The sequence below is a fragment of the Bacillus sp. FSL M8-0166 genome, from assembly GCF_038008825.1.
Classification (GTDB): Bacteria; Bacillota; Bacilli; order Bacillales; family Bacillaceae; genus Bacillus; species Bacillus safensis.
The window spans coordinates 367,566-392,387 of the sequence record NZ_JBBOZZ010000001.1 but is presented as its reverse complement, the minus strand read 5'-3'; the positions used below and the strand labels follow the sequence as shown (position 1 = coordinate 392,387).

Sequence of the window (24,822 nt, the reverse complement as noted above, 5' to 3'; positions counted from 1 at the left end):
AGGAAACATCATGGATTTTATAGGTGCCTACCAGCCTGATCATCTCGCCTTTTTACTTGAAGGATTTGCTGTCACCTTAAAAGTGGCTTTTATCTCCATCATTTTGAGCTTTATCATTGGATTAATCGTTGGCACATTGCGGTTCGCTCAAATTCCGATTTTATCAAAGGTGCTTGCGGTTGTTGTAGAAACCATTCGGAACCTGCCGCTTTTACTGATCATCTTTTTCACGTATTTTGCATTGCCTGAAATCGGCATCAAGCTGAGTATCACAGCCTCTGCTATTGCGGCTTTAACCGTGTTTGAATCCGCGATGCTGTCAGAAATTATTCGGAGCGGTCTTAAATCAATTGATAAGGGTCAGATCGAAGCAGCCAGGTCATCTGGTTTAACCTATATTCAAACATTAAAAATGATTATTATGCCGCAGGCACTGCGCCGAATGGTGCCGCCAATTGTCAGTCAATTCATATCTCTTTTGAAAGATACGTCACTTGCCGTAGTCATTGCGCTTCCAGAATTATTACATCACGCACAAATATTAAACGGGCAAAGCCAATCCTATTTACTGCCGATTTTCCTATTGGCAGCTATGATGTATTTTGTCGTCAATTTCAGCTTATCCATTCTTGCAAGACGATTAGAATACAGGCAGGCATAAAAAAGAACATCCGCTCTTGGCGGATTGCCTTAGCGTATAGACAAACCCTGCGTCCCGATCTGCTATCACGCTGAAAAAAACAAAGGGCTAAAATGAAAATCATTTTAGCCCTTTTTGTTTACATCATTCTCATAACACGTTTTCTTAGCTTTTTCATATCCCGCTTTGATGGCATATCATATCGGCTTGCAAAGTGATATGCGAGTGCACCTGCACCAAGCGTTAATAGTGAAGAAGTCATTTTGCCCATTCGAAATTCCCCCTTAACACTTATAGTTGAATTGAACGTTCATCGTCACTAAACAGATCATCTAAGCTGCTTAGTGTCCCGTCTTCCTCCACTTGGTGTGTAGATATTTTGCCTTTTGACAGTGTCAATTCAATAAAACAGCCCCAGCAATAATATTGATTGACCCCAATTTTTCCGATGTCTTTACATTTGCAATTTGGGCAAATGAGCATAATCAGCACCTCTTTACGTTCGGTTTAGAACCAGTGCTTCCTTTTGAACGTTCATCAAGGTTCCGGCAGCTTGCAGCTGTTTCCGAATCCCTGATAGCTCAGTAAAGAAGCCGTCCGAGAGTTCATATGCTACGATTGTGCCCGAATTTGAGCAAAAGTATACATCTTCCAAAATACCTAAATTTTCACCATCAGGCGACTGCATCATTTTCTTTTTTAACTTCGAAAATAATAAGGATGGAGCAGAGGAATCCGTGCCTATTCCCTCCTGGCAGCTCACATATAAACCTTTGTCTGTCAGCTGATCAAAAGCAGAGAATGGAATGAGTGCACAGTCTTTCTTTTTCCCCTCTAACACATATCCTCCGCATCTGCCTCCGGCTAAAAAGCAAATATCTTTTATGGAACCAAGCGATTGGGACAGCTCATCTGTATAGATCGTCATTCCTTCAAGTTCTCGGCATGTTCTCAAAATGTGCTCAACCACCTTTTGCGGAACAGTCTTATCGTATGCGTTTACTTTAAGACTCATACGAAGAAATGGCTTCCATGAACGGAATGGGAGAAGTTCTTTTCACGCTAAAAGGCTTCCATATGGAAGCCTTCTACTCATGCATAAAATCAAACGGAGTGATTCCCTCCATGCCAATATTTGCGTCATGTACGCTAAACGGAAGCTCTTTTTGGAGCGCTTCAAGTTCTGCATCCATGATTTGTTCGGTTTGCACCAGCCGCATCGTTAAGGACGTTTGTCTGAGGGAATCCTCATTGTTTTTCACGCCCCACTCCAGCGCTGATTCCTCGCCGCACAAAATTAAAAACTTTTTACTTCGTGTAATGGCTGTGTACAGAAGATTTCGCCGAAGCATTCGGTAATAGCTCCTCACGACTGGCAGCACAACAATCGGGAATTCACTTCCTTGTGATTTGTGAATGGAGCAGCAATAGGCATGGGTAAATTGATGAAAATCTTTTTTTGTAAAGGTGATTTCATTTCCATCAAAGGAGATGACGGCCATGTCTTCTTTTTCTGTATTTTCTTTTGCATAAAAAATCGAGACAATTTCACCGATATCGCCGTTAAAAATGTTGTTCTCCGGCTGATTCACAAGCTGAAGCACCTTATCACCTGTCCGGTACACCACATCACCAAACGGGATTTCTCTGCCTTTTGGTTTTTTAGGATTCAAAATGTGCTGCAGCATTTTGTTGAGCTCATTGATGCCTGCTTTTCCTTTATACATCGGTGCCAGCACTTGAATGTCCTTTGCCGAAAACCCTTTTTGAGCAGCATTGCTGACGACTTTCTCAATGACTTCTTTCATTTGATCGGCTGAACACTGAATGAAGGACCGATCTTTTGATCGTGCAGTAATATCTTTTGGCAGCACACCATTTTTCATATCATGTGCAAGTTCAACGATGGTTGAGCCGTCTGCCTGCCGGTAAATATCTGTCAGGGTAACAGCCGGCACAGCTTTTGAGGCAAGTAAATCCCGTAAAACTTGGCCTGGTCCGACAGATGGCAGCTGATGTTCATCCCCTACCATAATCACTTGGATATGATCAGGAATCGCTTTAAACAAATGATTCGCCAGCCAAATATCCAGCATACTTGATTCATCAATGATGACAAGCTTTCCTTCAATCGGCTGTTCCTCATCATGAGAGAAGCCCTCCGAACCGTTCCAGCCTAGCAGACGGTGAATGGTGACAGCTGGAAGCCCTGTTGATTCTGTCATCCGTTTAGCCGCTCGTCCAGTTGGTGCCGCAAGCACAAATGGGAAGGATTCATCTTTTTTATAATCACTTGGATCAAGAGATACACCGTGAAGATCACTGTAAAGCTCGACAATCCCTTTAATGACTGTTGTCTTCCCTGTTCCAGGCCCGCCTGTTAAAAGCAGCATCGGGGACATGAGTGCCTTTTGAATCGCTTCCTTTTGTGTCGGTGCATACTGGACGCCTAACCGCTCCTCCAATTCACCAAGTGCAAGCAGAAATTCTGATTCAGGAAATTGATCTGCATATTCTGTTTGGGAGACGATTTTTTGAATGCGTTTGGCGACACTTTGCTCCGCATAAAATAAGGATGGATGATAGCAGCGCTCATCTTCAATGATCATTTCTTTTCCTTCGCCAAGTGCAATGATCTGATTGGCGACATCCATTTCAGTCACTTTGTAATCATTGCCTGTTTGGTTGAGCAGTTTGCGGGTTTCGACGATCAAATCTTTTGTTTGTATGTACGTATGACCGTCCTGAAGACTAGCTGTCTCCACTGTATATAGCAAGGCGGCACGAATCCGTTCTGGGTCATTTCCTGAGATGCCTGTTCTAGCGCCAAGCTCATCCGCCTTAATAAATCCGATCCCCTCGACATCCTTAACAAGCTGATAGGGATTTTCCTCGATCTTCTGCAGCGTTTCACTCTCGTACACTTGGTAAATCTTCATGCTGAGCTGCGGACCAAAGCCATATTGATTCAGGCTGATCATGATTTGTTCCAGCCCTTGATGCTCCTGAAGCGCTGCGGCCAGCTTATCCGCCTTCTTTTTTGATAAGCGCGGAACATCGTACAAAACAGCTGGGTCACGCATAATTTTATGAAGCGTCTGATTACCAAGCTGCCCCACGATTTCTTCAGCCGTCTTTTTCCCTATCCCCTCAAATAAATCACTTGAGAGATAATGAATGATTCCTTGCTTCGTTGTCGGCACTTCCTTTTGAAAATGAGTGGCCTGAAACTGTTCACCAAATTTCGGATGGCTTGTGACTTTGCCATAGAAAGTGTAGGTTTCCTCCTCATGAAGTGCTGGGAAGTAGCCTGTGACAGATGCTGTTTTTTCCTCTAAGTTTTCCGATGTTTCAATGACTTTCACCTTTAACACCGAGTATAAATTACTTTCATTATGGAAAATAACGGCTTGAATGATCCCCTTTAAAAACGGTTCGTCCTCAAGCTTCATTTGATCTGGATGTTCCTGCACAGGTCTTCCCTCCTTCCATCTATTCTGCCTCTTGAATCAGCTTTTGCGCATGTAGTGCCAGCATATGGTCAGGCTGCACGTCAATGGCTTTACCCAGCATCTCAAGTGCTTCGTCTTTTTTCTCTAAGTACGCATACGCAACCCCTAAATTATAAAAGGCATCTGCATGCTGCGGATCACGCGTGATGACTTCAGTAAAAGTTGTCACCGCTTCTTCCAGCATGTGTTCATTGGCTAAGCACATGCCAAATTGAAATCTTGCTTCATTATCTTCTTCGTTTAGTTCAACGGCACGCTGAAGGTACGGCATCGCAAGCTTTGGCTGCTCTAATTTAATGAGCGTCTGCCCGAGCATATAAAACAAATCACTATTTTCCATGCCCGCTTTTAGTGCTTGTTCAAAGTAGTCTTTCGCTTTCATAAAGTCTTCTTTTAATGTATACACATTTCCTGCTCCATAATAGGCTGCAGCTGCGGTATGATCAAGTTCAATTGCTTTTTGAAAGAAGTTTAAAGCACGTTCAAATTCATTGATACTTGAAAGTAAGTTCGCAAAGTTAATATATGGAACCGGGTCCTTCGGGCTTTCTTCGATCGCTTTTGTAAAAGCTTCAGCTGCTTTTTCGATATTCCCTTGATTCAAGGCTTCTATGCCGATTTCGTTATAATTCATTCGCTCTTCTCATCCTTTCATTAAAAAACCTCAACAGCGATGTTGAGGTTTTGAAAACATGTTACACATACGATAGCTTTTGACCATCCTTGAAGACATCGTCAATTGTCCCGCCGCCAAGACATTCGTCGCCGTCATAAAAAACAACCGCTTGTCCCGGGGTAACAGCACGAACAGGTTCATCAAAGATAACCATCGCTTCTTGCTCACCTGTCATTTTGACCTTCACATGGTGATCTTCTTGACGGTATCTGAATTTTGCTGTGCAAGTTAATTCACCGTTTTCTCCGACAATATGAGGACGAGTCCAGCTGATATTAACGGCTGAAATGCTTTCAGAGTATAAAAGTGGATTGTGGAAGCCTTGTTCAACAAACAAGATATTTTTCTCTAAGTCTTTCCCAACGACAAACCAAGGATCACCGCTGCCGCCAATGCCAAGTCCTTGGCGCTGACCGATCGTGTAATACATCAGTCCATCATGCTCCCCTTTTACTTCTCCGTCCATTGTCTGCATCACACCAGGCTGTGCAGGCAAATATTGACTGAGGAACGTTTTAAAATTTCTTTCTCCAATAAAGCAAATACCTGTTGAATCTTTTTTCGTTGCTGTTGCGAGCTCTGCTTCTTTTGCCAATTCACGAACCCTTTTTTTCTCTAAATCACCGATTGGGAACATAACTTTATCAAGTTGTTCCTGAGTCAGCTGATTTAAGAAATACGTTTGGTCTTTGTTTGCATCAAGACCTCGCAGCATTTTGACTTCATCGCCTGTTCGATCAACACGGGCATAGTGGCCTGTTGCCAAATAATCCGCACCAAGTGACAATGCATGTTCAAGGAATGCCTTGAACTTAATTTCTTTGTTACACATGACATCTGGGTTTGGCGTTCTGCCCGCTTTATATTCATCAAGGAAATATTGAAACACTTTGTCCCAATATTGCTTCTCGAAATTCACTGCATAATAAGGGATTCCAATTTGGTTGCATACGCGGATGACATCCTCATAGTCTTCCGTTGCTGTGCAAACACCATTTTCATCAGTGTCATCCCAGTTTTTCATAAATATGCCGATGACATCATAGCCTTGCTCCTTTAGCATAAGAGCGGCAACTGATGAATCGACTCCTCCGGACATACCGACCACAACTCTTGTATCTTCTGGTCTTTTTGTCATCTTCATCAACTCCAATTTCAATGAAACAACATGTGCGTTTCGTTCTTCAGGTGCTTCGCTGTTTCATTTTTCACACACGAACAAAAGGAATCATTTATTTAGCTAGGCGTTTGACAACAGCCGCTATCTTACGTGCCGCCTGCTTCACATGATCCTCTTCATTCCCAAGACCGAAGCTTATTCTGACTGAGGACGTCAGCTCTTTTGCTTCTTCGCCATACATGGCGCTTAACACGTGCGAAGGAAGGACAGATCCAGCCGTACATGCCGATCCGCTTGAAACAGCAATCCCTTCCATATCTAAATTCACAAGCAGCGATTCAATGGAGACGCCCGGGAAATGAACATTTAATATGTGTGGCAATGTCTCTTTCGGATGTCCATTAATAGAGAAATTGAGTGATTCCTCTTCGAATACTTGCAGCATGGTTTCTTTGAGCTTACCATAATGCGTCGCTTTTTCTCTTCTATTTTGCTTCGTTAATTGAACAGCTTCTGCAAGCCCAACAATTCCTGCCACATTTTCAGTGCCAGCACGGCGCTTTCTTTCTTGTTCCCCTCCGAAAATTTGCGGAGAAAGTTTCACGCCTTCGTTTACATATAAAAAGCCAGTTCCCATCGGACCATTCAGCTTATGGCCAGAAGCAGATAAAAGATCAATATGGAGATCTGCTGCATCAATGGACACTGTGCCAAACGCCTGCACTGCGTCTGTATGAAAATGAGCACTGTGATCACGCAGAAGTTCGCCAATGGCTTTGATTGGCTGAATCACACCTGTTTCATTATTGCCGTACATGATGGTCACAAGAATCGTATCTTCTCTTAATGCTTGTTTTAATTGATCCAGATGAATCAATCCAGTTTCGTCCACATCTAAATATGTTACTTCAAATCCTAGCTTCTCTAGATGTTCACATGTATGCAGCACCGCATGATGCTCTGTTTTCACTGTGATGATATGTTTTCCTTCATGCTGTCTTGCCATGGCAACACCTGTGATCGCCAGGTTGTCCGCCTCGGTTCCACCGCTTGTGAGGATGATTTCCTGCGGTTTACAGTGTAATTCTCCTGCAATGACTTCTCTTGCTTCATCGAGCCACTTTCTTGCCTCGCGCCCATATGAATGAATACTAGAGGGATTGCCAAATATCTCTGTAAAGTACGGCATCATCTTGTCCACAATACGCTGATCCATCGGCGTTGTGGCCGCATGATCTAAATAGATTCGTTCCATTTCCGGTACACCTCTGATCTAAATATAGAACATATACGAGTCTTGATCCCCGTCATCTGTGTAGCTTGCCAAGTCTTCAAGAGTTGTATTGTCTAGTACGTCTTTTACTGCATCACGAATACGAATCCATAGTTCACGCTTTGCTGGTTCTTCGTTTTCGATGACTTCAACAGGACTAATTGGTCCTTCTAATACACGAATAATATCACCTGCTGTGATCTCATTTGGTTCATGTGCAAGAACATAGCCGCCATACGCACCGCGGATACTTTTTACAAGACGGGCATTGCGGAGTGGTGATACAAGCTGTTCTAAATAATGCTCAGACAAATCATTGTTTTGAGCGATTGATTTTAATGATGTAGGACCTTCGCCATGTTTTTTGGCTAATTCGATCATGATCGTCAGACCATATCTGCCTTTAGTTGATATTTTCAAGTTAAACACCTCTGCGTTTTCTATTCTATGTCATCAATTATTTTTCTGATTTCATATACGCTGATATATAGACCAAAAGCAATTATATCATACTTTCAGCCAACTTTCATTTACGGGTACTGAGCATAATAGGAGGACGCATCCCTTTTCTATTTGAAGAAATTTCGGTACTCTATACAAACAAGACATTGCTATAGGAGAGATAATTATGAAACCTTTAGCGTACCGGATGCGCCCGAGTCATATTGAAGACATTATTGGGCAGGAGCATCTTGTTGGAGAAGGTCAAATTATTAGACGAATGGTCGAGGCAAAACATTTATCCTCGATGATTTTATACGGACCGCCGGGTATCGGCAAAACATCGATTGCGACCGCGATCGCTGGCAGTACAAGCATTGCTTTTCGTACGTTGAATGCGGTCATTCATAACAAAAAGGATATGGAAGCTGTCGCCGCTGAAGCAAAAATGAGCGGCCAGGTGATCCTTATTTTAGACGAAGTCCACCGGCTTGATAAAGGAAAACAGGATTTTCTTCTTCCTTATTTAGAAAATGGCATGATCATTTTAATTGGCGCAACGACGGCTAATCCCTATCATGCGATCAATCCTGCCATCCGAAGCCGGACACAAATATTCGAGCTGAAGCCGCTTGAAACAGAGCAAATCAAAGCTGCGTTAACAAGAGCCTTACAGGATGAACATCGCGGTCTTGGCGGTTATGAGGTGACAGTGGACGATGAAGCGATGAATCATTTTGCCAATGGATGCGGAGGAGACGTGCGTTCTGCTTTAAATGCACTAGAACTCGCTGTCTTATCGACAAAAGCTGATGAGACTGGGCATATCCAAATCACTCTTGCCGCAGCAGAAGAATGTTTACAAAAAAAGAGCTTCTCACATGACAAGAATGGTGATGCTCATTATGATGTCCTCTCGGCTTTTCAAAAATCCATAAGAGGATCTGATACAGATGCGGCGCTGCATTACCTTGCCAGACTGATCGAAGCAGGAGACCTTGAAAGCATTTCAAGAAGATTACTCGTGATGGCTTACGAGGACATTGGTTTAGCCAGTCCGCAGGCAGGCCCCCGCGTGTTAAGCGCAGTACAAACAGCAGAAAGAGTCGGTTTCCCAGAAGCACGTATTCCGCTGGCGAACGCAGTGATTGAGCTGTGTCTTTCCCCTAAGTCCAATTCAGCATATAAGGCGATTGATGCGGCACTTGGTGACATTCGTACAGGGAAAATTGGTGAAGTTCCAGTTCATTTAAAGGATGCTCACTACAAAGGCGCCACAGCACTCGGAAGAGGTGTCGATTACTTATACCCACATGATTACGAAAACGGCTGGGTGAAGCAGCAATATTTACCTGATCCGCTGAAAAACAAGCAATACTATGTACCGAAGCAAACCGGGAAATTTGAAGGTGCATTGAAACAGGTCTATGAGAATTTAAAACGCCAAAAATAAAAAAAGCCCCCTGCATATTAGCAGGCGGGCTGTTTATTTATCCTTCACACGTGTAATCGGAATATCTTTTAAAAGCTTCATAATCACATGACCACCCATGATCAGCCCGGCAACAGACGGAACGAATGCATTGGATGATGGCGGCATTTGTGCCTTGCGAATCTTCGCTTCATCATTTCCAACTTCTTTTCTGACATCTTCACGAATGACAATCGGACTTTCGTCAGAGAAAATGACTTCAATTCCTTTACGAATCCCTTCCTTACGCAGACGTGTTCTCACAACTTTTGCAATAGGATCGGTATGTGTTTTTGAAATATCATCGATTTTGAAGCGTGTCGGATCTGTTTTGTTCGCAGCTCCCATACTTGAAATGATGTTCACACCTCGTTTCAGACACTCTTTCATTAAATGAATTTTATAGTGAATGGTATCTGAGGCATCAATGACATAATCAAGCGGATACTCAAAAAATTGCTCGTATGTTTCCTCTGTATAAAACATCTTCAGCGCAACAACTTCACATTCTGGATTAATATCAGCGATTCTCGCCTGCATTAAGTCAACTTTTGGCTGGCCAACTGTTGATAGCAATGCTGGAAGCTGCCGGTTCACATTTGTAATATCAATATCATCTTTATCAACAAGAACAATACGGCCAACGCCTGAACGAGCGAGTGCCTCTACTGCGAATGAACCAACGCCGCCCACACCAAGCACTGCAACTGTACTGTTTTTTAGTATATTTAAGCCTTCCTTGCCAATGGCAAGCTCGTTTCTTGAAAACTGATGTAACAAGTGCCTCACTCCACCTTTATTTAAAATGAATCGAAAGAATCATATCATATTCAGACTTCTCCGTCATCCTTCTCTAAAAGAAAAAAACACAAAAAAGTCCCGATGACGCCGCCAGCATTTCCTTCGTTTTGAACCCCGCACCATGCAGGTGGGTGCTTTCTTCCTGACTTTATAAGTCCTCTAAAGAGGCATTTATGCAGAAAGGAAAGGCAAGCTCCCGTATAAAAAAATGTTCGGTCAAAACTAGGTAACCACCGTACGTATCAGGACTTTATTTATTGATTGATGAAAGCATATCATAGGCATGTTGCTTTTTCAAGCGTTTACATGCCTATAAACATGCGCCTATTTTACTGTTTTACTTTTGTTTTAATCGCTAAACTCAGCTCATCAAGCTGCGCCTCGCTCACATGGCCAGGGGCATCTGTAAGAACGCAGCTCGCACTTGCCGTTTTAGGGAATGCAATCGTATCTCTTAAGTTAGAGCGGCCTGCAAGCAGCATGACTAAACGATCAAGCCCCAGCGCGATTCCGCCATGCGGAGGAACACCATGCTCAAAAGCATCCAACAGGAAGCCAAATTGTTCGTAAGCCTCTTCTTTTGAAAAACCAAGTAAACCAAACATTTTTTCTTGAATGTCCTTTTCGAAAATACGAATAGAACCTCCGCCAAGCTCGTAGCCATTCAGCACAAGATCGTAAGCCTGTGCCTTCATGTCTTCTGGGCTTGTTTCAATTAATTCAAGATCATCGCGAACTGGCATTGTGAATGGATGATGAGCAGCATAGAAGCGGCCTTCTTCTTCATCTTTTTCAAGCAGCGGCCAATCGACAACCCATAAGAAATTGAATACAGACTCATCGATCAGTTCAAGCTCTTTACCAAGTTTTAAGCGAAGTGCACCAAGCGCATCATGGACAACAGACGTCTTATCTGCAACAAAGAGTAAAAGGTCGCCTTCTTCAACTTGCAGCTGTTCTTTTAATTCAGCTTGCTTTGCTTCATCAAAGAATTTAGCGATCGGACCTTTTAATTCAGTCCCTTCTGCTTTTAGCCAAGCTAGACCTTTTGCACCGTAGTTCGCAGCAAATGCACCAAGTGCATCAATGTCTTTTCTTGAGTAGTTCGCTGCAGCCCCTTTTACATTGATGGCTTTCACAGCTCCACCATTTTTCACAGCTCCGCTAAACACTTTGAAATCTGAGTCTTTTACCGTGTCTGAAATGTTCACTAGCTTCATCTCAAAGCGAGTATCCGGCTTATCAGATCCATAAGAATTCATCGCTTCATCATATGTCATACGAGGTAATGGCAATGTAAGGTCTACACCTTTGACATCTTTCATCACCTTCGCCATCATCTCTTCAGCAAGCGTCATGATGTCCTCTTGACTCATAAAGGACATTTCAATATCGACTTGTGTAAATTCAGGCTGACGGTCAGCACGCAAGTCTTCATCTCTAAAACAGCGGGCAATTTGATAATAACGGTCCATTCCAGAAACCATCAGCAATTGTTTAAATAATTGCGGAGACTGAGGCAGTGCATAAAATTCTCCCTCGTGTACACGGCTTGGAACAAGATAGTCACGCGCGCCTTCTGGCGTACTTTTCGTTAAAATTGGTGTTTCAATGTCTAGAAAGCCGTTGTCGTCTAAGAAATGGCGGAATGCTTTTGTGACTTCATGTCGCATTTTCATTGTTTCAAACATTGCAGGGCGGCGAAGATCTAGATAACGATATTTTAAACGCACATCTTCTGATACCTCGTCTGCTTGGTCTGAAATCACAAATGGAGGAGTCTTTGCTTCATTTAAAACGGTGACCGTTTCGACTTGAATTTCAATTTTACCCGTTTTTAAATTTGGGTTGATCGTTGCTTCTTCTCTTGCGACAACCGTTCCTTTAATATCAATGACATATTCATTACGAATTGATTCTGCTGTCTCAAGCGCCTCTTTTGATAGGTCTGGATTAAAGACAACTTGTACAATCCCTGTACGATCGCGCAAATCAATAAAGATTAATCCGCCTAGGTCACGCCTTTTTTGAACCCATCCTTTTAATACAACTGACTGACCAATTTGATCTTCTGTTACTTCTCCACAATAAAAAGTTCTACCAAACACAAACATTCCACTCCTTCTTTACGCTTTCTGGTGGGCCTTCAGCATTTGAAGCAGCTCATCAAGCTTCACTTCAATTTGTTCACCCGTTGTCGTATCTTTCACATTCACAATTTGCTGCGCAAGTTCATCTTCACCAAGAACTGCAATAAATTTGGCTTTTAATCGATCAGCCGCTTTAAATTGTCCTTTTAGTTTCTTCCCTGTATAGTCCATTTCACTTGAGATACCTTCTTTTCTCAGACGGTTTAATAATGAAACAGAATAATCCTTCGCTTCATCTCCAAGTGCAGCAATGTATAGATCAATACCATCTTGCAGAGGAAGCTCAATTCCTTCAGCATCGATCGCTGAAAGGAAACGCTCGATACTCATCGCAAATCCGATCCCTGGTGATTCAGGACCGCCAATTCCTTCAACGAGCCCATCATAACGGCCGCCGCCGGCTAATGTTGTGATCGCACCAAAGCCTTCTGCATTACTCATGATCTCAAATGCTGTGTGATTGTAGTAATCAAGACCGCGTACTAAATTTGGATCAACGACATACTCAATGCCTATATTTGATAAGTATTGTTTGACCTTTTCAAAATACGTCCGCGATTCTTCATTTAAGAAATCTTGAATGGATGGAGCTGTTGCCATCAGTTCGTGATCACGATCCTTTTTACAATCAAGAATACGCAGCGGATTTTGATGTAAACGCGTTTGACAGTCATGACAGAATTCATCAATTCTTGGCTCAAAGTGCTCGACCAGTGCTTTGCGGTAGTCTGCACGGCTCTCTTTGTCACCAAGGCTGTTAATGACGAGTTTTAAGTTAGAAAGACCTGCTTTCTCATACACACTCATCGCAAGCGAAATGACCTCAGCATCAATGGCAGGATCTTTGGAACCAATCGCTTCAATCCCAAATTGATAAAATTGACGATATCTTCCTGTTTGCGGACGTTCATAGCGGAACATTGGTCCGATGTAATACAGCTTTGTTGGCTGAGCCGGCTGTGCAAACAATTTATTTTCAACATAAGAACGGACGGTTGAAGCTGTTCCCTCTGGACGAAGAGTGATGCTGCGTCCTTTTTTATCTTCAAATGTGTACATCTCTTTTTGAACGATATCAGTTGATTCGCCTACTCCCCGTGCAAACAGCTCTGTATGCTCAAAAATCGGTGTGCGGATTTCTTTGTATTGAAAGGCTGCACATGTATCTCTCGCAATTTGTTCAACATACTGCCAGCGTTCTGACTCTCCAGGTAAAATATCCTGTGTGCCTCTTGGAATATTAAAACTCATTTTTCGTCCTCCTACGACCATCATTCATTTTTTATGTGGACATATAAAAAACCCCCGCCTCTACTATGTGTATAGTAGGGACGAGAGTTATACCCGTGGTGCCACCCTAGTTGGAACATGATCCAGCCATGTTCCCGCTCAAATCCTTAACGCAGATTCACGTTCTCCGCCTATTGACTCATTTTTAGAGCGTTCAGCAGGAAACCTACAGAGTGTTCTTTCGTGATAAATGCCATGCGGATTCGCTTTCAGCCTAAGGCGATTCCTCTCTGCTCACGCAATTTACCCTACTATTCTCTATCATCAGTTCCACATTTTAAATTTTCAAGTGTGTTGATTTATATTATAATAAGGTCGGTGCTGCCACTCTGTCAACCCTTGCCGTGCCTCTTTTTCTTTTCCAGCTCTTCTTTTGACGTACATCCGTATTCAGATGCGGTTTCTTCAAGGAAGCCTGGCTGATCCATTTCGTCGTGCTGCCAGCGGTCGATATCACGATGTCCATTATATTGCACTCGTCCTAATTTTCTGCTTAATCTCATGTTTGTACATCCTTTTATCACATTTTTATTTAGTATAAACAGATTGATTCATTTTTATTAGGGAAACTGCAAGGAATTCATCCACTACATAACGAATTAACATTCATCGGTTTTACAAGGGAGGGGAAAACACCGTTTTGAATCTGAAAAAACACAATCAAATGATGATGCTGCTTACTTGTTTTGTTCTCATCGCCAGTTCTTTGCCTATGACACATGTTACAGCACAAACAGATCAAGCTGTGGTCGCAACTGATGAAATCAATGTGAGAACGGGCCCTGGTTTAAGCTATGGAATCGCAGCTGTTGTAAAACGCGGCGAAAGTTATCCCATTCTCACTGAACAAGGAGAATGGGTGCAGATCCAATTATCAAACGGACAAAAAGGCTGGGTCGTCTCATGGCTGATCACCACATCATCCGGCGCTCAAAAATCCGCGAAACCAAAGGCGCAAGGTCAAAGCAAGGCTGGAGGCAGTACAATTACATCGACAGCTTCCGACCTTCGCATCCGGACAGGCCCTGGGACTTCCTATCAAGTGATTGGTACTTTCCCGCAAGGCGCTTCCGCTAAAAAGCTCGAGACAAGTGGCGAATGGACGAAAATTTCGTATAAACAAGCAGAAGGCTGGGTTCACTCTGATTATGTTTCAGGGGGTCAGAAAACTTCTCAATCAAGCTCCGGCGGGTCCTCTCGCTCTAACCAGACAGGCACAGTTGGCGTATCGAGCTTGAATGTAAGGCAATCGGCCGCACCAAATGCACAAGTCGTCGCTTCACTTGCCCGCAACACACAGATCACCATTTTGCGAGAGCAGAACGGCTGGTATGAAATTGAGGGGAAAGGCGTAAAAGGCTGGGTTGCAAGCTATTACATTGTCACAGGCAAAGGAGCAGGCTCTGCACCTGAAAAGAGTTCATCCTCTTCGGCTTCTGAGCAAAAAGCGTACATTGTCTATGACGGCACCAACATTCGAAAAAGCGCTTCTACCTCTGCTGGGATTGCAGAAAGAGCAACCAAAGGAGCTGCCTATCAAATCGTTCGGACGCAAGGTGACTGGTACGAGGTGACACTATCAAACGGTGGAACTGGCTATGTGGCGAGCTGGGTCGTTCAAACGAAGAAAAATAGCAGCGAAGCGCCAAGACCTCAGCAGGATTCATCGTCTGGAACTGGTTCTTTAAAAGGAAAAACGATTGTTCTTGATCCTGGTCATGGCGGAAAAGACAGCGGCACAATTGGCGCAGACGGTGCTTTTGAAAAGAACATCACCATCAAAACCGCCAATTTACTTGCAGGCAAATTAAGGGCTTCTGGTGCAAATGTATATTTAACAAGAAGTGATGATACCTTTATCAGCCTTCAATCAAGGGTGGCAACATCTCATTACCGAAATGCAGATGCATTTATTAGTCTTCATTATGATAGTTTTATGGATCAAAGTGTTAGAGGAAGTACCGCGTATTATTATCAAGCAGCAAAAGATCAGCAATTAGCGTCAAGCGTTCATTCCGAAGTCGCAAAACGCTCTCAAATCCCTGATAAGGGTGTCAAATTCGGAGATTACTTTGTTTTAAGAGAAAACAAACGCCCTTCCCTTTTGTATGAACTCGGGTATTTAAGCAATCCTCAGGAGGAAGCGATCATTTATAGCGCCTCTTACCAAGAACGAGTCACAGAAGGAATGACTGAAGGATTAAAACAATATTTTCGTTAAAAAGAAAGAGGCCGCTGCGCCTCTTTTTTGTTTATCCGCAAAAGAAAAAGACTCTAAACAAACTCCCGCATGAGTTCATCTACAGTCTAAAGAGAATCTATTCTTTGCTGTCCATCAAGATCGTGACTGGCCCTGAATTGGTCAATGACACGTCCATCATCGCGCCAAAACGGCCAGTTTCTACATGAATGCCTTTTTCTATAAGGGTTTTATTGAAACATTCATAAAGCGAGTTGGCTGCATCGGGCTTGGCGGCTTTCATAAAATTCGGCCGTCTGCCCTTTCTCGTATCACCATAAAGGGTAAATTGTGATACAGACAGAACACTTCCTTTTATGTCCAATAATGAACGATTCATTTTCCCATTTTCATCTTCAAAAATACGTAAATGTGCAAGCTTCTCAGCTAAATAAAGCACATCTTCTTCAGTATCTTCGTGTGTGACACCAACAAGCACCATATATCCTTCGTTGATGGCACCTGTGATCTCTTCTTCTACCTTCACAGATGCATTTGTCACACGCTGCACAACAAGCCTCATAGACGATATACTTCCTTTCTAATTCATGAATCGGCGAACAGAGTAAATGTCTTTGATTTGTTTAATGCGTTCGACCACTTTGTGCAAATGATTAATATTTTGGATAAAGATCGCCATATGGATCGTCGCCACTTTGTTACGATCAGACTTCCCAGAAACAGAGGAGATGTTCGTTTTGGTTTCGTTGACTGCTTGAAGCACCTCATTGAGTAAGCCGCGTCTATCATATCCTAATATTTCAATTTCCACATTGTATTCTTTACGGTTTTGAGCAGGCTGCTCATGCTCCCACTCGACGGGAATTAACCGCTCCTGCGCTTCTCCTGTCTTCACGTTCGGACAGTCGTCGCGGTGAACAGATACGCCTCGGCCCTTCGTAATAAAACCGACAATGCTATCACCAGGAACAGGATTACAGCACTTAGATAAGCGGACAAGCAGGTTATCAATTCCTTTGACCCTTACGCCAGCTTCCCGTTTTTTCCCGTGATACGTCTTTGGCTCCACCGTCACTTCTTGAACGGTTTTCTCTTGCTCTTCTTGATCTCTTTGTTTTCTTTCTTTTTCCGTTAAACGATTGGCGACCTGTAGTGCAGTAATGCCGTTATATCCAACTGCTGCATACATGTCCTCTTCGTTTGAAAAGTTAAATTTGTCAGCCACTTTTTGCAGGTTTTCTGCTGTCAGAATGTCTTTGACGTCAAACTCAAGGTTTTTGATTTCTTTTTCCACGAGCTCTCGGCCTTTTTCGACATTTTCTTCACGGCGCTGTTTTTTGAAAAACTGTCTGATCTTGTGCTTCGCTTGGGAGGTTTGGGCAAGCTTGACCCAATCCTGACTTGGCCCGTAGCTGTGCTTTGATGTCAGAATTTCAATAATGTCACCTGTTTTTAGTTTGTGATCGAGTGTGACCATTTTGCCATTGACCTTGGCACCGATCGTTTTATTCCCAATTTCCGAGTGAATCCGGTAAGAGAAATCAATCGGAACTGAGCCCGACGGCAGTTCAATGACGTCTCCTTTTGGTGTAAATACAAACACCATATCAGAGAAGAGATCGATCTTTAACGACTCCATAAATTCTTCTGCATCTGTGGATTCATTTTGGAACTCAAGAATTTCTCTAAACCAAGAGAGCTTCTTTTGGAAGACCGCTTCTTCCGTTGATTCTACTGACTCTTTGCCTTCTTTGTATGCCCAGTGTGCCGCAATCCCGTATTCTGCAATTTCATGCATTTCCACTGTACGGATCTGTACTTCAAGCGGATCGCCTTTTGGCCCAATCACCGTTGTATGAAGAGACTGGTACATGTTCGGCTTTGGCATCGCGATATAATCCTTAAACCTGCCTGGCATCGGCTTCCAGCATGTATGGATAATCCCGAGCACGGCATAACAGTCTTTAATGCTGTCAACCAAAATACGAACGGCAAGCAGATCATAAATTTCATTAAACTGCTTATTTTGCAAGACCATTTTGCGATAAATACTATAAATATGTTTTGGTCTGCCGGAAAATTCGGCCTTGATGTTCACCTCAGACACGCGGTCTTTCACTTCATTGACGACCTCGTCCAAGTATTCCTCACGTTCCGCTCGTTTGCGCTTCATCAGATTCACAATCCGGTAATATTGCTGCGGATTTAAATAGCGGAGTGCTGTATCTTCAAGCTCCCACTTAATCTTTGAAATCCCTAATCTGTGCGCAAGCGGTGCAAAGATTTCAAGTGTTTCATTTGAAATTCTCCGCTGCTTTTCCTGCGGAAGATGTTTGAGCGTTCTCATATTATGAAGGCGGTCTGCCAGCTTAATCAAGATCACGCGAATATCCTGCGCCATTGCAACAAACATTTTTCGATGGTTTTCGGCCTGCTGTTCTTCTTGTGATTTATATTTAATCTTCCCGAGCTTTGTGACACCATCAACAAGCATTGCTACTTCCTCGTTAAAATGCTCTTTTAAATCCTGTAATGTCACATCTGTATCCTCAACTACATCGTGCAGGAAACCGCCTGCAATGGTTGATGGGTCCATTTCAAGGTCAACAAGAATGCCCGCCACTTGAATTGGATGGATAATATAGGGCTCACCAGATTTCCGGTATTGCTCCTTGTGTGCATTTTCAGCATATTCATATGCTCGCTCTATAAATTGAATATGTTCAGCGGACAGGTATTCTCTTGCCTTGTCAATGACCTGCTGCGCCGTTAAAACTTGTTCGTTCGCCATGGAATCACCTTTTTAAATGAAAACTGTATTGTAGTTTATTATCAAGAAAAATTCGATAGATGTAAAGAGAAGAAGTCCGCTAAAAGATTTTTGATAGGAAAAAAGCACCCTTCTTACTGAGTGCTTTTTACGAAAACTCCATTAGTATTGCATTAACGTCATGATGTCGTAGCCGTCAAGCTTCTTTCTGCCGTCCAGATACGTCAGTTCAATCAAAAATGCAATCCCTGCCACAACGCCGCCTAATTCCTCTACAAGCTTAATGGACGCTTCAATTGTTCCACCAGTCGCAAGTAAGTCATCTGTAATCAGGACACGCTGACCAGGACGAATCGCATCTTTATGAATCGTTAATACATCTTTACCATATTCCAAGCCGTAATCGACTTTAACGACTTCACGAGGAAGCTTTCCTTCTTTACGAACCGGTGCAAAACCTACACCAAGTGCGTATGCTACAGGGCAGCCAATAATGAATCCACGCGCTTCAGGTCCAACAATGAGATCAATATCTCTTTCCTTCGCGTATTCAACGATTTGATCCGTTGCATAACGGTACACTTCGCCTTTATCCATTAACGTTGTAATATCTTTAAATTGTACACCTTCCTTTGGGTAGTCAGGTACAACTGTCACATATTGTTTTAAATCCATCTTTTCCTTTTCCTCCTCGTACGTCAAAGCACAGGTGAGACTTCGCTCATTATGCTATTCAGCCATTCCTTCAGCTCTTTAGCTGAGGAATATGTTAGTGTTTGATCGAGTTCCATCAATCGTTGTTTTGCTGTATAGGACGCTGATGCCGTTAAATCTTTTTTAGGCGCATCAAGTACTATTGACAGCACACCATTCTCTATTTTAACAAAACCGAGTTCAAAAAACACCTTTGTCATAAAAATGATTGTATCTTTTGTCCAGCCTCTATGTTTGGCAAGGTCCATTCCTTGTTCTTTGATAGGAAAACTTCCCCGTTTAAACAAGAACCCATAAAACCATTTGAATTGGTCACGGCTTGGGAAAGAGGACATAAAATGATCTTCTTTTCTTTGAAAAACCGTATAAATTCTGGCAGGCTTTTGATTTTCTAAGAGCTGCTTCAGCAATTGCTCATCTGCGGGAACATCCGCAAAGACCACATATTTGCCCTGTAAATCAAACGTTGATACATTTTCTGCATGAACATGATGAATGGGGATATCGACGTCCTGTTTTGTTGCTTCATCAAAACAGACAACCAAAGATTTTTCTGAATCAAGCGTCGAAACTTTCTTCTCCCAATCCATTTTCCCGCGCAGATCAAACAGCTGCCATTCATCAACTCGTGCATCTTTTAGCATCAGCTGGGGCTTCTTCCGGTTATTCCATTCATTGACGGACATTTCTCCAATCACGGAAATGCGGCTTCCTGGAACAATTTCTTCTTTTAATTTCCCTTGGTGAAAACCGACACAGTCAAGCAGCTTGTCTTCGTCTTTCAGAGACATTTTAATATGGTTATGATTTGCCCCAATCGTTCGGATATCTTCAAGCTTCGCATCTTCAATCATAATGAACGGTTTTGGGTTTGACATACCGAATGGTGACAGCATCCCCGCTTCTTCAATCGCTTCAACCGTCAATTCGTCTACCTTGCACACGGCATCGACCCGCTGAATTGGAATGAAATCTTCTTCCGTCAATGTTTCATTTGCATATTGATTTAATCTTTCCCTTAGTAAAGCGACATCATCCGCTCGAAGTGTCATCCCTGCTGCCATCGGGTGCCCGCCGAAATGGGGGAGGATGTCGCGGCATTTGCTTAGATGGAAAAATAGATCGAAGCCAGGAATACTCCGGGCTGATCCTTTTGCCATTTGCGTCTCTTCGTCTATTCCAAGCACAATCGCCGGACGAGAAAAAGTATCCGTCAATTTAGAGGCAACAATTCCGACAACGCCCGGATTCCAGCCAGCTTTCGCTACAACGATCGCAGACTGGTCATCAGGCGTTTCTTCCACCATTTGAATGGCTTCTTCTGTGATCGTACTGACAATCTTTTGACGTTCTTTATTCAGTTCCTGTACAAAACGAGCGAGCTCTTCTGCTTCATCCTTATCCTCAGTCATAAGAAGATGAACGGCAGGATCAGCCTGTTCAATTCGCCCTACAGCATTCAGCCTTGGCGCAATTTGAAAGCCGACCGTTTCCTCGCTTGCTTCTTCTAGAGTGGCTCCCGCTTCTTTCAATAACGCTTTCAGCCCCGGTCTATTCGACTGTCGAAGCTGCACAAGGCCTTTTTTGGCGAGCCACCTATTCTCATCATGAAGCGGTACAAGATCCGCGATTGTCCCGATTGCTGCAAGATCTAACAGCTGAACTGGCAGCTTCCCAAGAAGTGCATGCGCCACTTTAAACGCCACACCTACACCAGCAAGTTCTTTAAAGGGATACTCACAGCCCGGCTGCTTAGGATGGACAATGGCAAGTGCCTCAGGCAGCTCCTCACTTGGTTCATGGTGATCTGTAATGATTAGGTCTAACCCTATTTCTTTTGCAATACGTGCTTCATTTACAGCAGCAATGCCTGTATCGACCGTGATGACAAGCGATGCTCCTTGCTCCTTGATATATCGAAATGCCTGTTCATTAGGCCCATAGCCTTCTTTAAATCGATCTGGAATATAAAAGTCTACTATCGCAGACCGCTCTTTTAATGTATGTAAAAGTACAGCCGTACTTGTCACACCATCTGCATCATAGTCTCCGAAGATCACAATCGATTCCTGCTCTTCGATCGCTTTGTTGATGCGCTCTACTGCTTCTTTCATTCCTTTTAATAGAAATGGATCATGAAATTCGGCTTTTTGATCAAATAAAAAAGACCTCGCCTCTTCTACTTCTTCAAGTCCTCTTTTTACGAGAAGCGATGCAGTCAGCGCTGAAATATTCAGATTTTCAGAGAGTGATTTCACTTTTTCTTCGCTTGGATGTTCATATTCCCAGCGCATTTTGGATAATAACATAAATTCACCCCTCAACCACACTATTATACTAGAGTGGCCTGAGGGGTTTCAATTTTTATTTTATGAAATTGTGCTGGAAGATTATTTTTCCTTCCGGTCAAATGTTGCTGGCTGTTCTTTTAAAGGCGTGACATGCGTTTTCTTTTGAAGATCTTTGTCTGCCTTTTTCGTCGAAGCAGCAGGTGCAGCGGCTGCACGCTGAGCTTTTAATGCTTTTAGTTCACGTTTCAGTTTCACAATTTGGAAGATCCCTGCAAATGCCACAATCAGTCCGCCCATTAAAACAGAACCAATAATGACAAGGATCAGCGGCCATTCAGCCGTTCCAAATAAGTAATCTACCTCGACAGGCCGTACATTAATCACGGCAAATACTGAGACAATTAATACGAAAATAAATGCGAGTATGATGGTCCATTGTTGTTTGTTCATCTACAAATCCCCCAAGCTTTTTCTTTTATTCTTCCCTTTTCACTGCCTTTTTTAAACACCGAAAGAAAGCAGTGGAAGAAAACCTATCAGCGTGGGCATCATCAGCTGCTGAGTTTTTCTTTAATCAGGTTCTTTAATTCTTTTCTTTCTCCAGAAATGACAAGGGTATCCCCTTCTTCGATGATGGTATCTGGTCCTGGATTTAAAATCTTCTCATGTGACTTTCTCACAATGGCGATGACTGTTACTTGATAGTTTTGGCGAACATTGAGGTCACCGATGCTTCTTTGAACAGCTGGTGCATTCTTTTCAATTTTAAACCATTCAATCATCAGTTCATCAATGGCTACCTCTACGGTTTCAAGCGCTTTCGGCTTATAGACCATACCGCCTAAAATAGCCGCGATTTGTCTTGCTTCTTCATCGTTTAGCAGGATGCCAGAAATCGTTTCTTCATGGTCGTCCTCCTGAAAATGATACATTTCTCTTCTGCCGTCATCATGTGTAATGATGGCAAGCTTCTCATTATTTCTTGTGATCATTTCGGCTTTATGACCGATACCTGGCAGTTCAGTTTCCCGAACCTTCATAACAGCCCCTCCAATGAATAAAGCCAAATGCCCTAAACAGACACTTGCTTTCTATACTGATCTAAACGTATGTCATTATAGCAAAAGACCATTTCAAGATCAATGAAACCCAAAATGTTTTTTCAAATCGTCTTATTTTCAGAAAAACCGTAGAAAAAGACTGCCAAAAAGGCAGCCTCTCTAGATTAAATATCTTGATTTGTATCTATCTTAGCTGGTTTTTTCAGCTCACGGCCTTTCCACATCAGCCAAATTTGTGCCGCGATATAAAGGGATGAGTACACCCCTGTTAATAAGCCGACAAGTAAGGCGATGGAGAAGTTTGTAATCGACGCTGATCCGAAGATAAGCAGTGCGACAACAACGACAAGTACAGTCAGCACCGTGTTGACAGATCGCGTAAAGGTTTGCTGTAAGCTTAAGTTCACAATGTACGATAGGTCTTCAATGGTTTTCGGTTTACGTTTCTTCATTTGCTCACGAACCCTGTCGAAGGTAACGATCGTGTCGTTGATCGAGTACCCAATGACCGTGAGGATCGCGGCAATGAAGGTGACATCCACCTCTAAGCGCGTAATACTAAAGAAGGCGACAATAAAGAATGCATCGTATAGCAGTGAGATAATCGCCGCAATCGCCATCTTATACTCAAAACGGACGGATACATATAAAATGATCCCGATGGAAGCAATGATGATGGCATATAGCGCATTACGGGCAAGTTCTTTTCCGACAGTCGGTGATACTGTACTTACGTTTGGCTCAGTGCCATATTTATCATTGAAGTAATCCTTCACTTCAGCGATTTTTTCTTTGTTCGGCACCCCGACAAATCGAACAGCTGCCTGATTTTCTTTTTGCCCTGACAGCACAACACTGTCTGCTTCAAGACCAAGCTTTTTAAAGTCTTGCTCTACTTGTGCAGTTGTCAGCTTGTGATCGCTTTGAACATCAATTCTCGTTCCACTAGCAAAGTCAATACCAGCATTGAGCTTGAAGATCGAAAGGACGATGATTCCCGCAATGGTAACAGCTATTGAGAAAATCATAAAGCCTTTACGTTTGCTGACGAAATCCCATTTATCAAATGGCGTTTTCGGTTCGGTATTTTCTGTTGTTTCGTGGATATTCATGATGTCTTTTTTGCGGACACCAAACCAGCCTTTTTTGCGGTCAAGATAGCGGCTTTCAACAAGAAGTCCAAGAAGGAATCTTGATAGGAAAACAGCTGTGATAAAGCTTGTTAAAATTGAGAGGATGAGCATCGTTGCAAATCCTTTTACAGAGCTTGTCCCGAAGAAGAACAGCACTCCGCCGGCAATAATACTTGTTAAGTTTGCATCAAAGATGGTCGCAAATGATCTGCGGTTCCCTGACCTGAAAGCAGAACGGACAGATTTGCCGAGCTTCAGCTCTTCTTTGATCCGCTCATAAGTAATAATGTTGGCATCGACAGCCATCCCTACCCCTAGAATAAGTGCGGCAATTCCAGGCAGTGTCATGACCGCGCCCATCCAGTCAAACACTTGCAGCGTAATGTAGATATAAGCTGAGAGTGTGATGATAGCTATAAGACCAGGTAATCGGTAATAAAGCAGCATGAATAAGAAGATAAATGCGATTCCTACAATTCCTGCGAACACTGTTTCGTTCAGTGCTTGTTCACCAAACTGTGCACTCACAGATGTTGAATATTTTTCTGTTAATTTTACTGGCAATGCCCCGGCATTTAAAATACTTGCAAGGTCTTTTGCCTCTTGGACAGTAAACTTTCCTTCAATTTGTACGTCACTGCTGTTAATCTCTTGATTCACATTTGGTGCAGATACATACTTGTGGTTTGATTTTGAGACTTCTTTTTTGAAGGAATCTCCTTTGTGATAATCAAGCCAAATGACAAGCTGATTATTTGGTGCCATAGCTGCTACTTTTCTTGTGACGTCACCAAATTTTTTCGCATCCTTTAGTTTAACCGTCACAATCGGCTCATTCGTTTGACTGAATGTTTGTTTTGCACTGTTTTCGACTAGGTCAGCCCCGTTTAGGAGCTCTTTATCATTCGTATCTCTGAAGGACAGCTGCGCTTCAGTGGAAAGAATTTCCCTTGCTCTGTTTTGATCTTTTACGCCTGCAAGCTGCACGCGGATACGGTTGTTGCCTTCAATCGAGATGTTCGGCTCACTTACACCTAGCACGTTTGCTCTTCGGTTAAGAGCTTCCACTGTACTAACGAGAACACTATTTGTGATCTTGTCCTCTTTTTTCACTGGATGTACATCATACAGGACTTCAAATCCACCCTGTAAATCCAGCCCTAGCGTTATATCTTTCGCAACAGGCTTTGTGAGTAAGCCTACGCCAGTTCCAATTAACAGAACCACTAAGAAAAACGCAAGAATGCGCCCTTTTTTCATTATGTATTTCCTCCTTAAA

At 42.9% G+C, this 24,822-nt stretch carries 22 protein-coding genes, 1 other RNA gene and 1 other annotated feature; of the genes, 3 read left to right on the top strand and 20 right to left on the bottom strand.

From position 1 onward, the window contains the following. The first annotated feature begins 10 nt into the window (after positions 1-10). Positions 11-661 (top strand): amino acid ABC transporter permease, encoded by a 651-nt coding sequence (locus tag NSS92_RS02170; protein WP_267587226.1) that lies wholly within the window; start codon positions 11-13, stop codon positions 659-661. Positions 662-779: 118 nt separating this feature from the next. Here the strand turns inward: NSS92_RS02170 and NSS92_RS02165 are convergent, their stop codons facing one another. The 8 genes from NSS92_RS02165 to cymR all read right to left on the bottom strand — a co-directional run bounded on the left by NSS92_RS02165 (position 780) and on the right by cymR (position 7,641). Next, positions 780-911 carry a YrzQ family protein gene (locus NSS92_RS02165; RefSeq protein WP_003216198.1) on the bottom strand — a complete coding sequence of 44 codons (132 nt, stop codon included), beginning with the start codon at positions 909-911 and terminating at the stop codon, positions 780-782. 20 nt (positions 912-931) lie between these two features. Further along, on the bottom strand, positions 932-1,123 hold the full coding sequence (locus NSS92_RS02160; RefSeq protein WP_003216308.1) for a hypothetical protein: 192 nt from the start codon (positions 1,121-1,123) through the stop codon (positions 932-934). 13 nt (positions 1,124-1,136) lie between these two features. Beyond that, a complete protein-coding gene (locus NSS92_RS02155; protein WP_340866823.1) occupies positions 1,137-1,655 on the bottom strand; it encodes a PRC-barrel domain-containing protein in 519 nt (172 codons plus the stop codon). A 73-nt stretch (positions 1,656-1,728) separates the two neighbouring features. Continuing rightward, positions 1,729-4,113 carry an SF1B family DNA helicase RecD2 gene (gene recD2, locus NSS92_RS02150; RefSeq protein ID WP_340866822.1) on the bottom strand — a complete coding sequence of 795 codons (2,385 nt, stop codon included), beginning with the start codon at positions 4,111-4,113 and terminating at the stop codon, positions 1,729-1,731. Between the two features lie 19 nt (positions 4,114-4,132). Continuing rightward, a complete protein-coding gene (locus NSS92_RS02145) occupies positions 4,133-4,786 on the bottom strand; it encodes a tetratricopeptide repeat protein (RefSeq protein WP_076840407.1) in 654 nt (217 codons plus the stop codon). Between the two features lie 61 nt (positions 4,787-4,847). Beyond that, positions 4,848-5,966 (bottom strand): tRNA 2-thiouridine(34) synthase MnmA, encoded by a 1,119-nt coding sequence (gene mnmA, locus NSS92_RS02140; protein WP_039180282.1) that lies wholly within the window; start codon positions 5,964-5,966, stop codon positions 4,848-4,850. Positions 5,967-6,060: 94 nt separating this feature from the next. After that, positions 6,061-7,203, bottom strand: coding sequence for a cysteine desulfurase family protein (locus NSS92_RS02135; protein ID WP_340866821.1), 1,143 nt, complete (start codon positions 7,201-7,203; stop codon positions 6,061-6,063). An 18-nt stretch (positions 7,204-7,221) separates the two neighbouring features. Then, complete coding sequence (gene cymR, locus NSS92_RS02130; protein WP_024423125.1) at positions 7,222-7,641, bottom strand: cysteine metabolism transcriptional regulator CymR; 420 nt, start codon at positions 7,639-7,641, stop codon at positions 7,222-7,224. Between the two features lie 208 nt (positions 7,642-7,849). Between cymR and NSS92_RS02125 the strand changes: the two genes are divergently transcribed. Beyond that, positions 7,850-9,115, top strand: coding sequence for a replication-associated recombination protein A (locus NSS92_RS02125; protein WP_267587222.1), 1,266 nt, complete (start codon positions 7,850-7,852; stop codon positions 9,113-9,115). A gap of 33 nt (positions 9,116-9,148) precedes the next feature. Here the strand turns inward: NSS92_RS02125 and NSS92_RS02120 are convergent, their stop codons facing one another. From NSS92_RS02120 to NSS92_RS02100, 5 genes are all read right to left on the bottom strand, one after another. Continuing rightward, positions 9,149-9,913 (bottom strand): tRNA threonylcarbamoyladenosine dehydratase, encoded by a 765-nt coding sequence (locus NSS92_RS02120; protein WP_024423127.1) that lies wholly within the window; start codon positions 9,911-9,913, stop codon positions 9,149-9,151. A 92-nt stretch (positions 9,914-10,005) separates the two neighbouring features. Beyond that, positions 10,006-10,186, bottom strand: a non-coding RNA gene (gene ssrS, locus NSS92_RS02115) — 6S RNA. A gap of 77 nt (positions 10,187-10,263) precedes the next feature. Beyond that, complete coding sequence (gene aspS / locus NSS92_RS02110) at positions 10,264-12,042, bottom strand: aspartate--tRNA ligase (RefSeq protein ID WP_340866818.1); 1,779 nt, start codon at positions 12,040-12,042, stop codon at positions 10,264-10,266. An 18-nt stretch (positions 12,043-12,060) separates the two neighbouring features. Further along, positions 12,061-13,335, bottom strand: coding sequence for a histidine--tRNA ligase (gene hisS / locus NSS92_RS02105; protein ID WP_340866817.1), 1,275 nt, complete (start codon positions 13,333-13,335; stop codon positions 12,061-12,063). A 73-nt stretch (positions 13,336-13,408) separates the two neighbouring features. Beyond that, positions 13,409-13,648: a binding site (T-box leader), on the bottom strand. A gap of 58 nt (positions 13,649-13,706) precedes the next feature. After that, entirely contained in the window at positions 13,707-13,877 is a 171-nt protein-coding gene (locus NSS92_RS02100; protein WP_003216250.1) for a YrzK family protein, read from the bottom strand. A 137-nt stretch (positions 13,878-14,014) separates the two neighbouring features. On the opposite strand from NSS92_RS02100, the gene NSS92_RS02095 reads away from it, so the two are divergent. Next, the gene (locus tag NSS92_RS02095; protein WP_445661626.1) at positions 14,015-15,595 is read left to right on the top strand and encodes an SH3 domain-containing protein; all 1,581 of its coding nucleotides are present in this window, start codon (positions 14,015-14,017) and stop codon (positions 15,593-15,595) included. 97 nt (positions 15,596-15,692) lie between these two features. On the opposite strand, the gene dtd is transcribed toward NSS92_RS02095, so the two are convergent. From dtd to secDF, 7 genes are all read right to left on the bottom strand, one after another. Further along, the gene (gene dtd / locus NSS92_RS02090) at positions 15,693-16,136 is read right to left on the bottom strand and encodes a D-aminoacyl-tRNA deacylase (protein ID WP_267587219.1); all 444 of its coding nucleotides are present in this window, start codon (positions 16,134-16,136) and stop codon (positions 15,693-15,695) included. 18 nt (positions 16,137-16,154) lie between these two features. Then, positions 16,155-18,365: a RelA/SpoT family protein gene (locus NSS92_RS02085; protein ID WP_340866816.1), complete on the bottom strand. Its 2,211-nt coding sequence runs from the start codon at positions 18,363-18,365 to the stop codon at positions 16,155-16,157. Between the two features lie 141 nt (positions 18,366-18,506). Continuing rightward, a complete protein-coding gene (locus NSS92_RS02080) occupies positions 18,507-19,019 on the bottom strand; it encodes an adenine phosphoribosyltransferase (RefSeq protein ID WP_267587217.1) in 513 nt (170 codons plus the stop codon). 23 nt (positions 19,020-19,042) lie between these two features. Continuing rightward, on the bottom strand, positions 19,043-21,367 hold the full coding sequence (gene recJ, locus NSS92_RS02075; RefSeq protein ID WP_340866814.1) for a single-stranded-DNA-specific exonuclease RecJ: 2,325 nt from the start codon (positions 21,365-21,367) through the stop codon (positions 19,043-19,045). Positions 21,368-21,448: 81 nt separating this feature from the next. Continuing rightward, on the bottom strand, positions 21,449-21,799 hold the full coding sequence (locus tag NSS92_RS02070; RefSeq protein WP_340866813.1) for a LapA family protein: 351 nt from the start codon (positions 21,797-21,799) through the stop codon (positions 21,449-21,451). A 101-nt stretch (positions 21,800-21,900) separates the two neighbouring features. Next, positions 21,901-22,389: a cation:proton antiporter regulatory subunit gene (locus tag NSS92_RS02065; protein ID WP_267587215.1), complete on the bottom strand. Its 489-nt coding sequence runs from the start codon at positions 22,387-22,389 to the stop codon at positions 21,901-21,903. Positions 22,390-22,574: 185 nt separating this feature from the next. Further along, positions 22,575-24,803, bottom strand: a complete 2,229-nt coding sequence (secDF, locus tag NSS92_RS02060; RefSeq protein ID WP_340866812.1) for a protein translocase subunit SecDF — start codon at positions 24,801-24,803, stop codon at positions 22,575-22,577. Between the last annotated feature and the right edge of the window lie 19 nt (positions 24,804-24,822).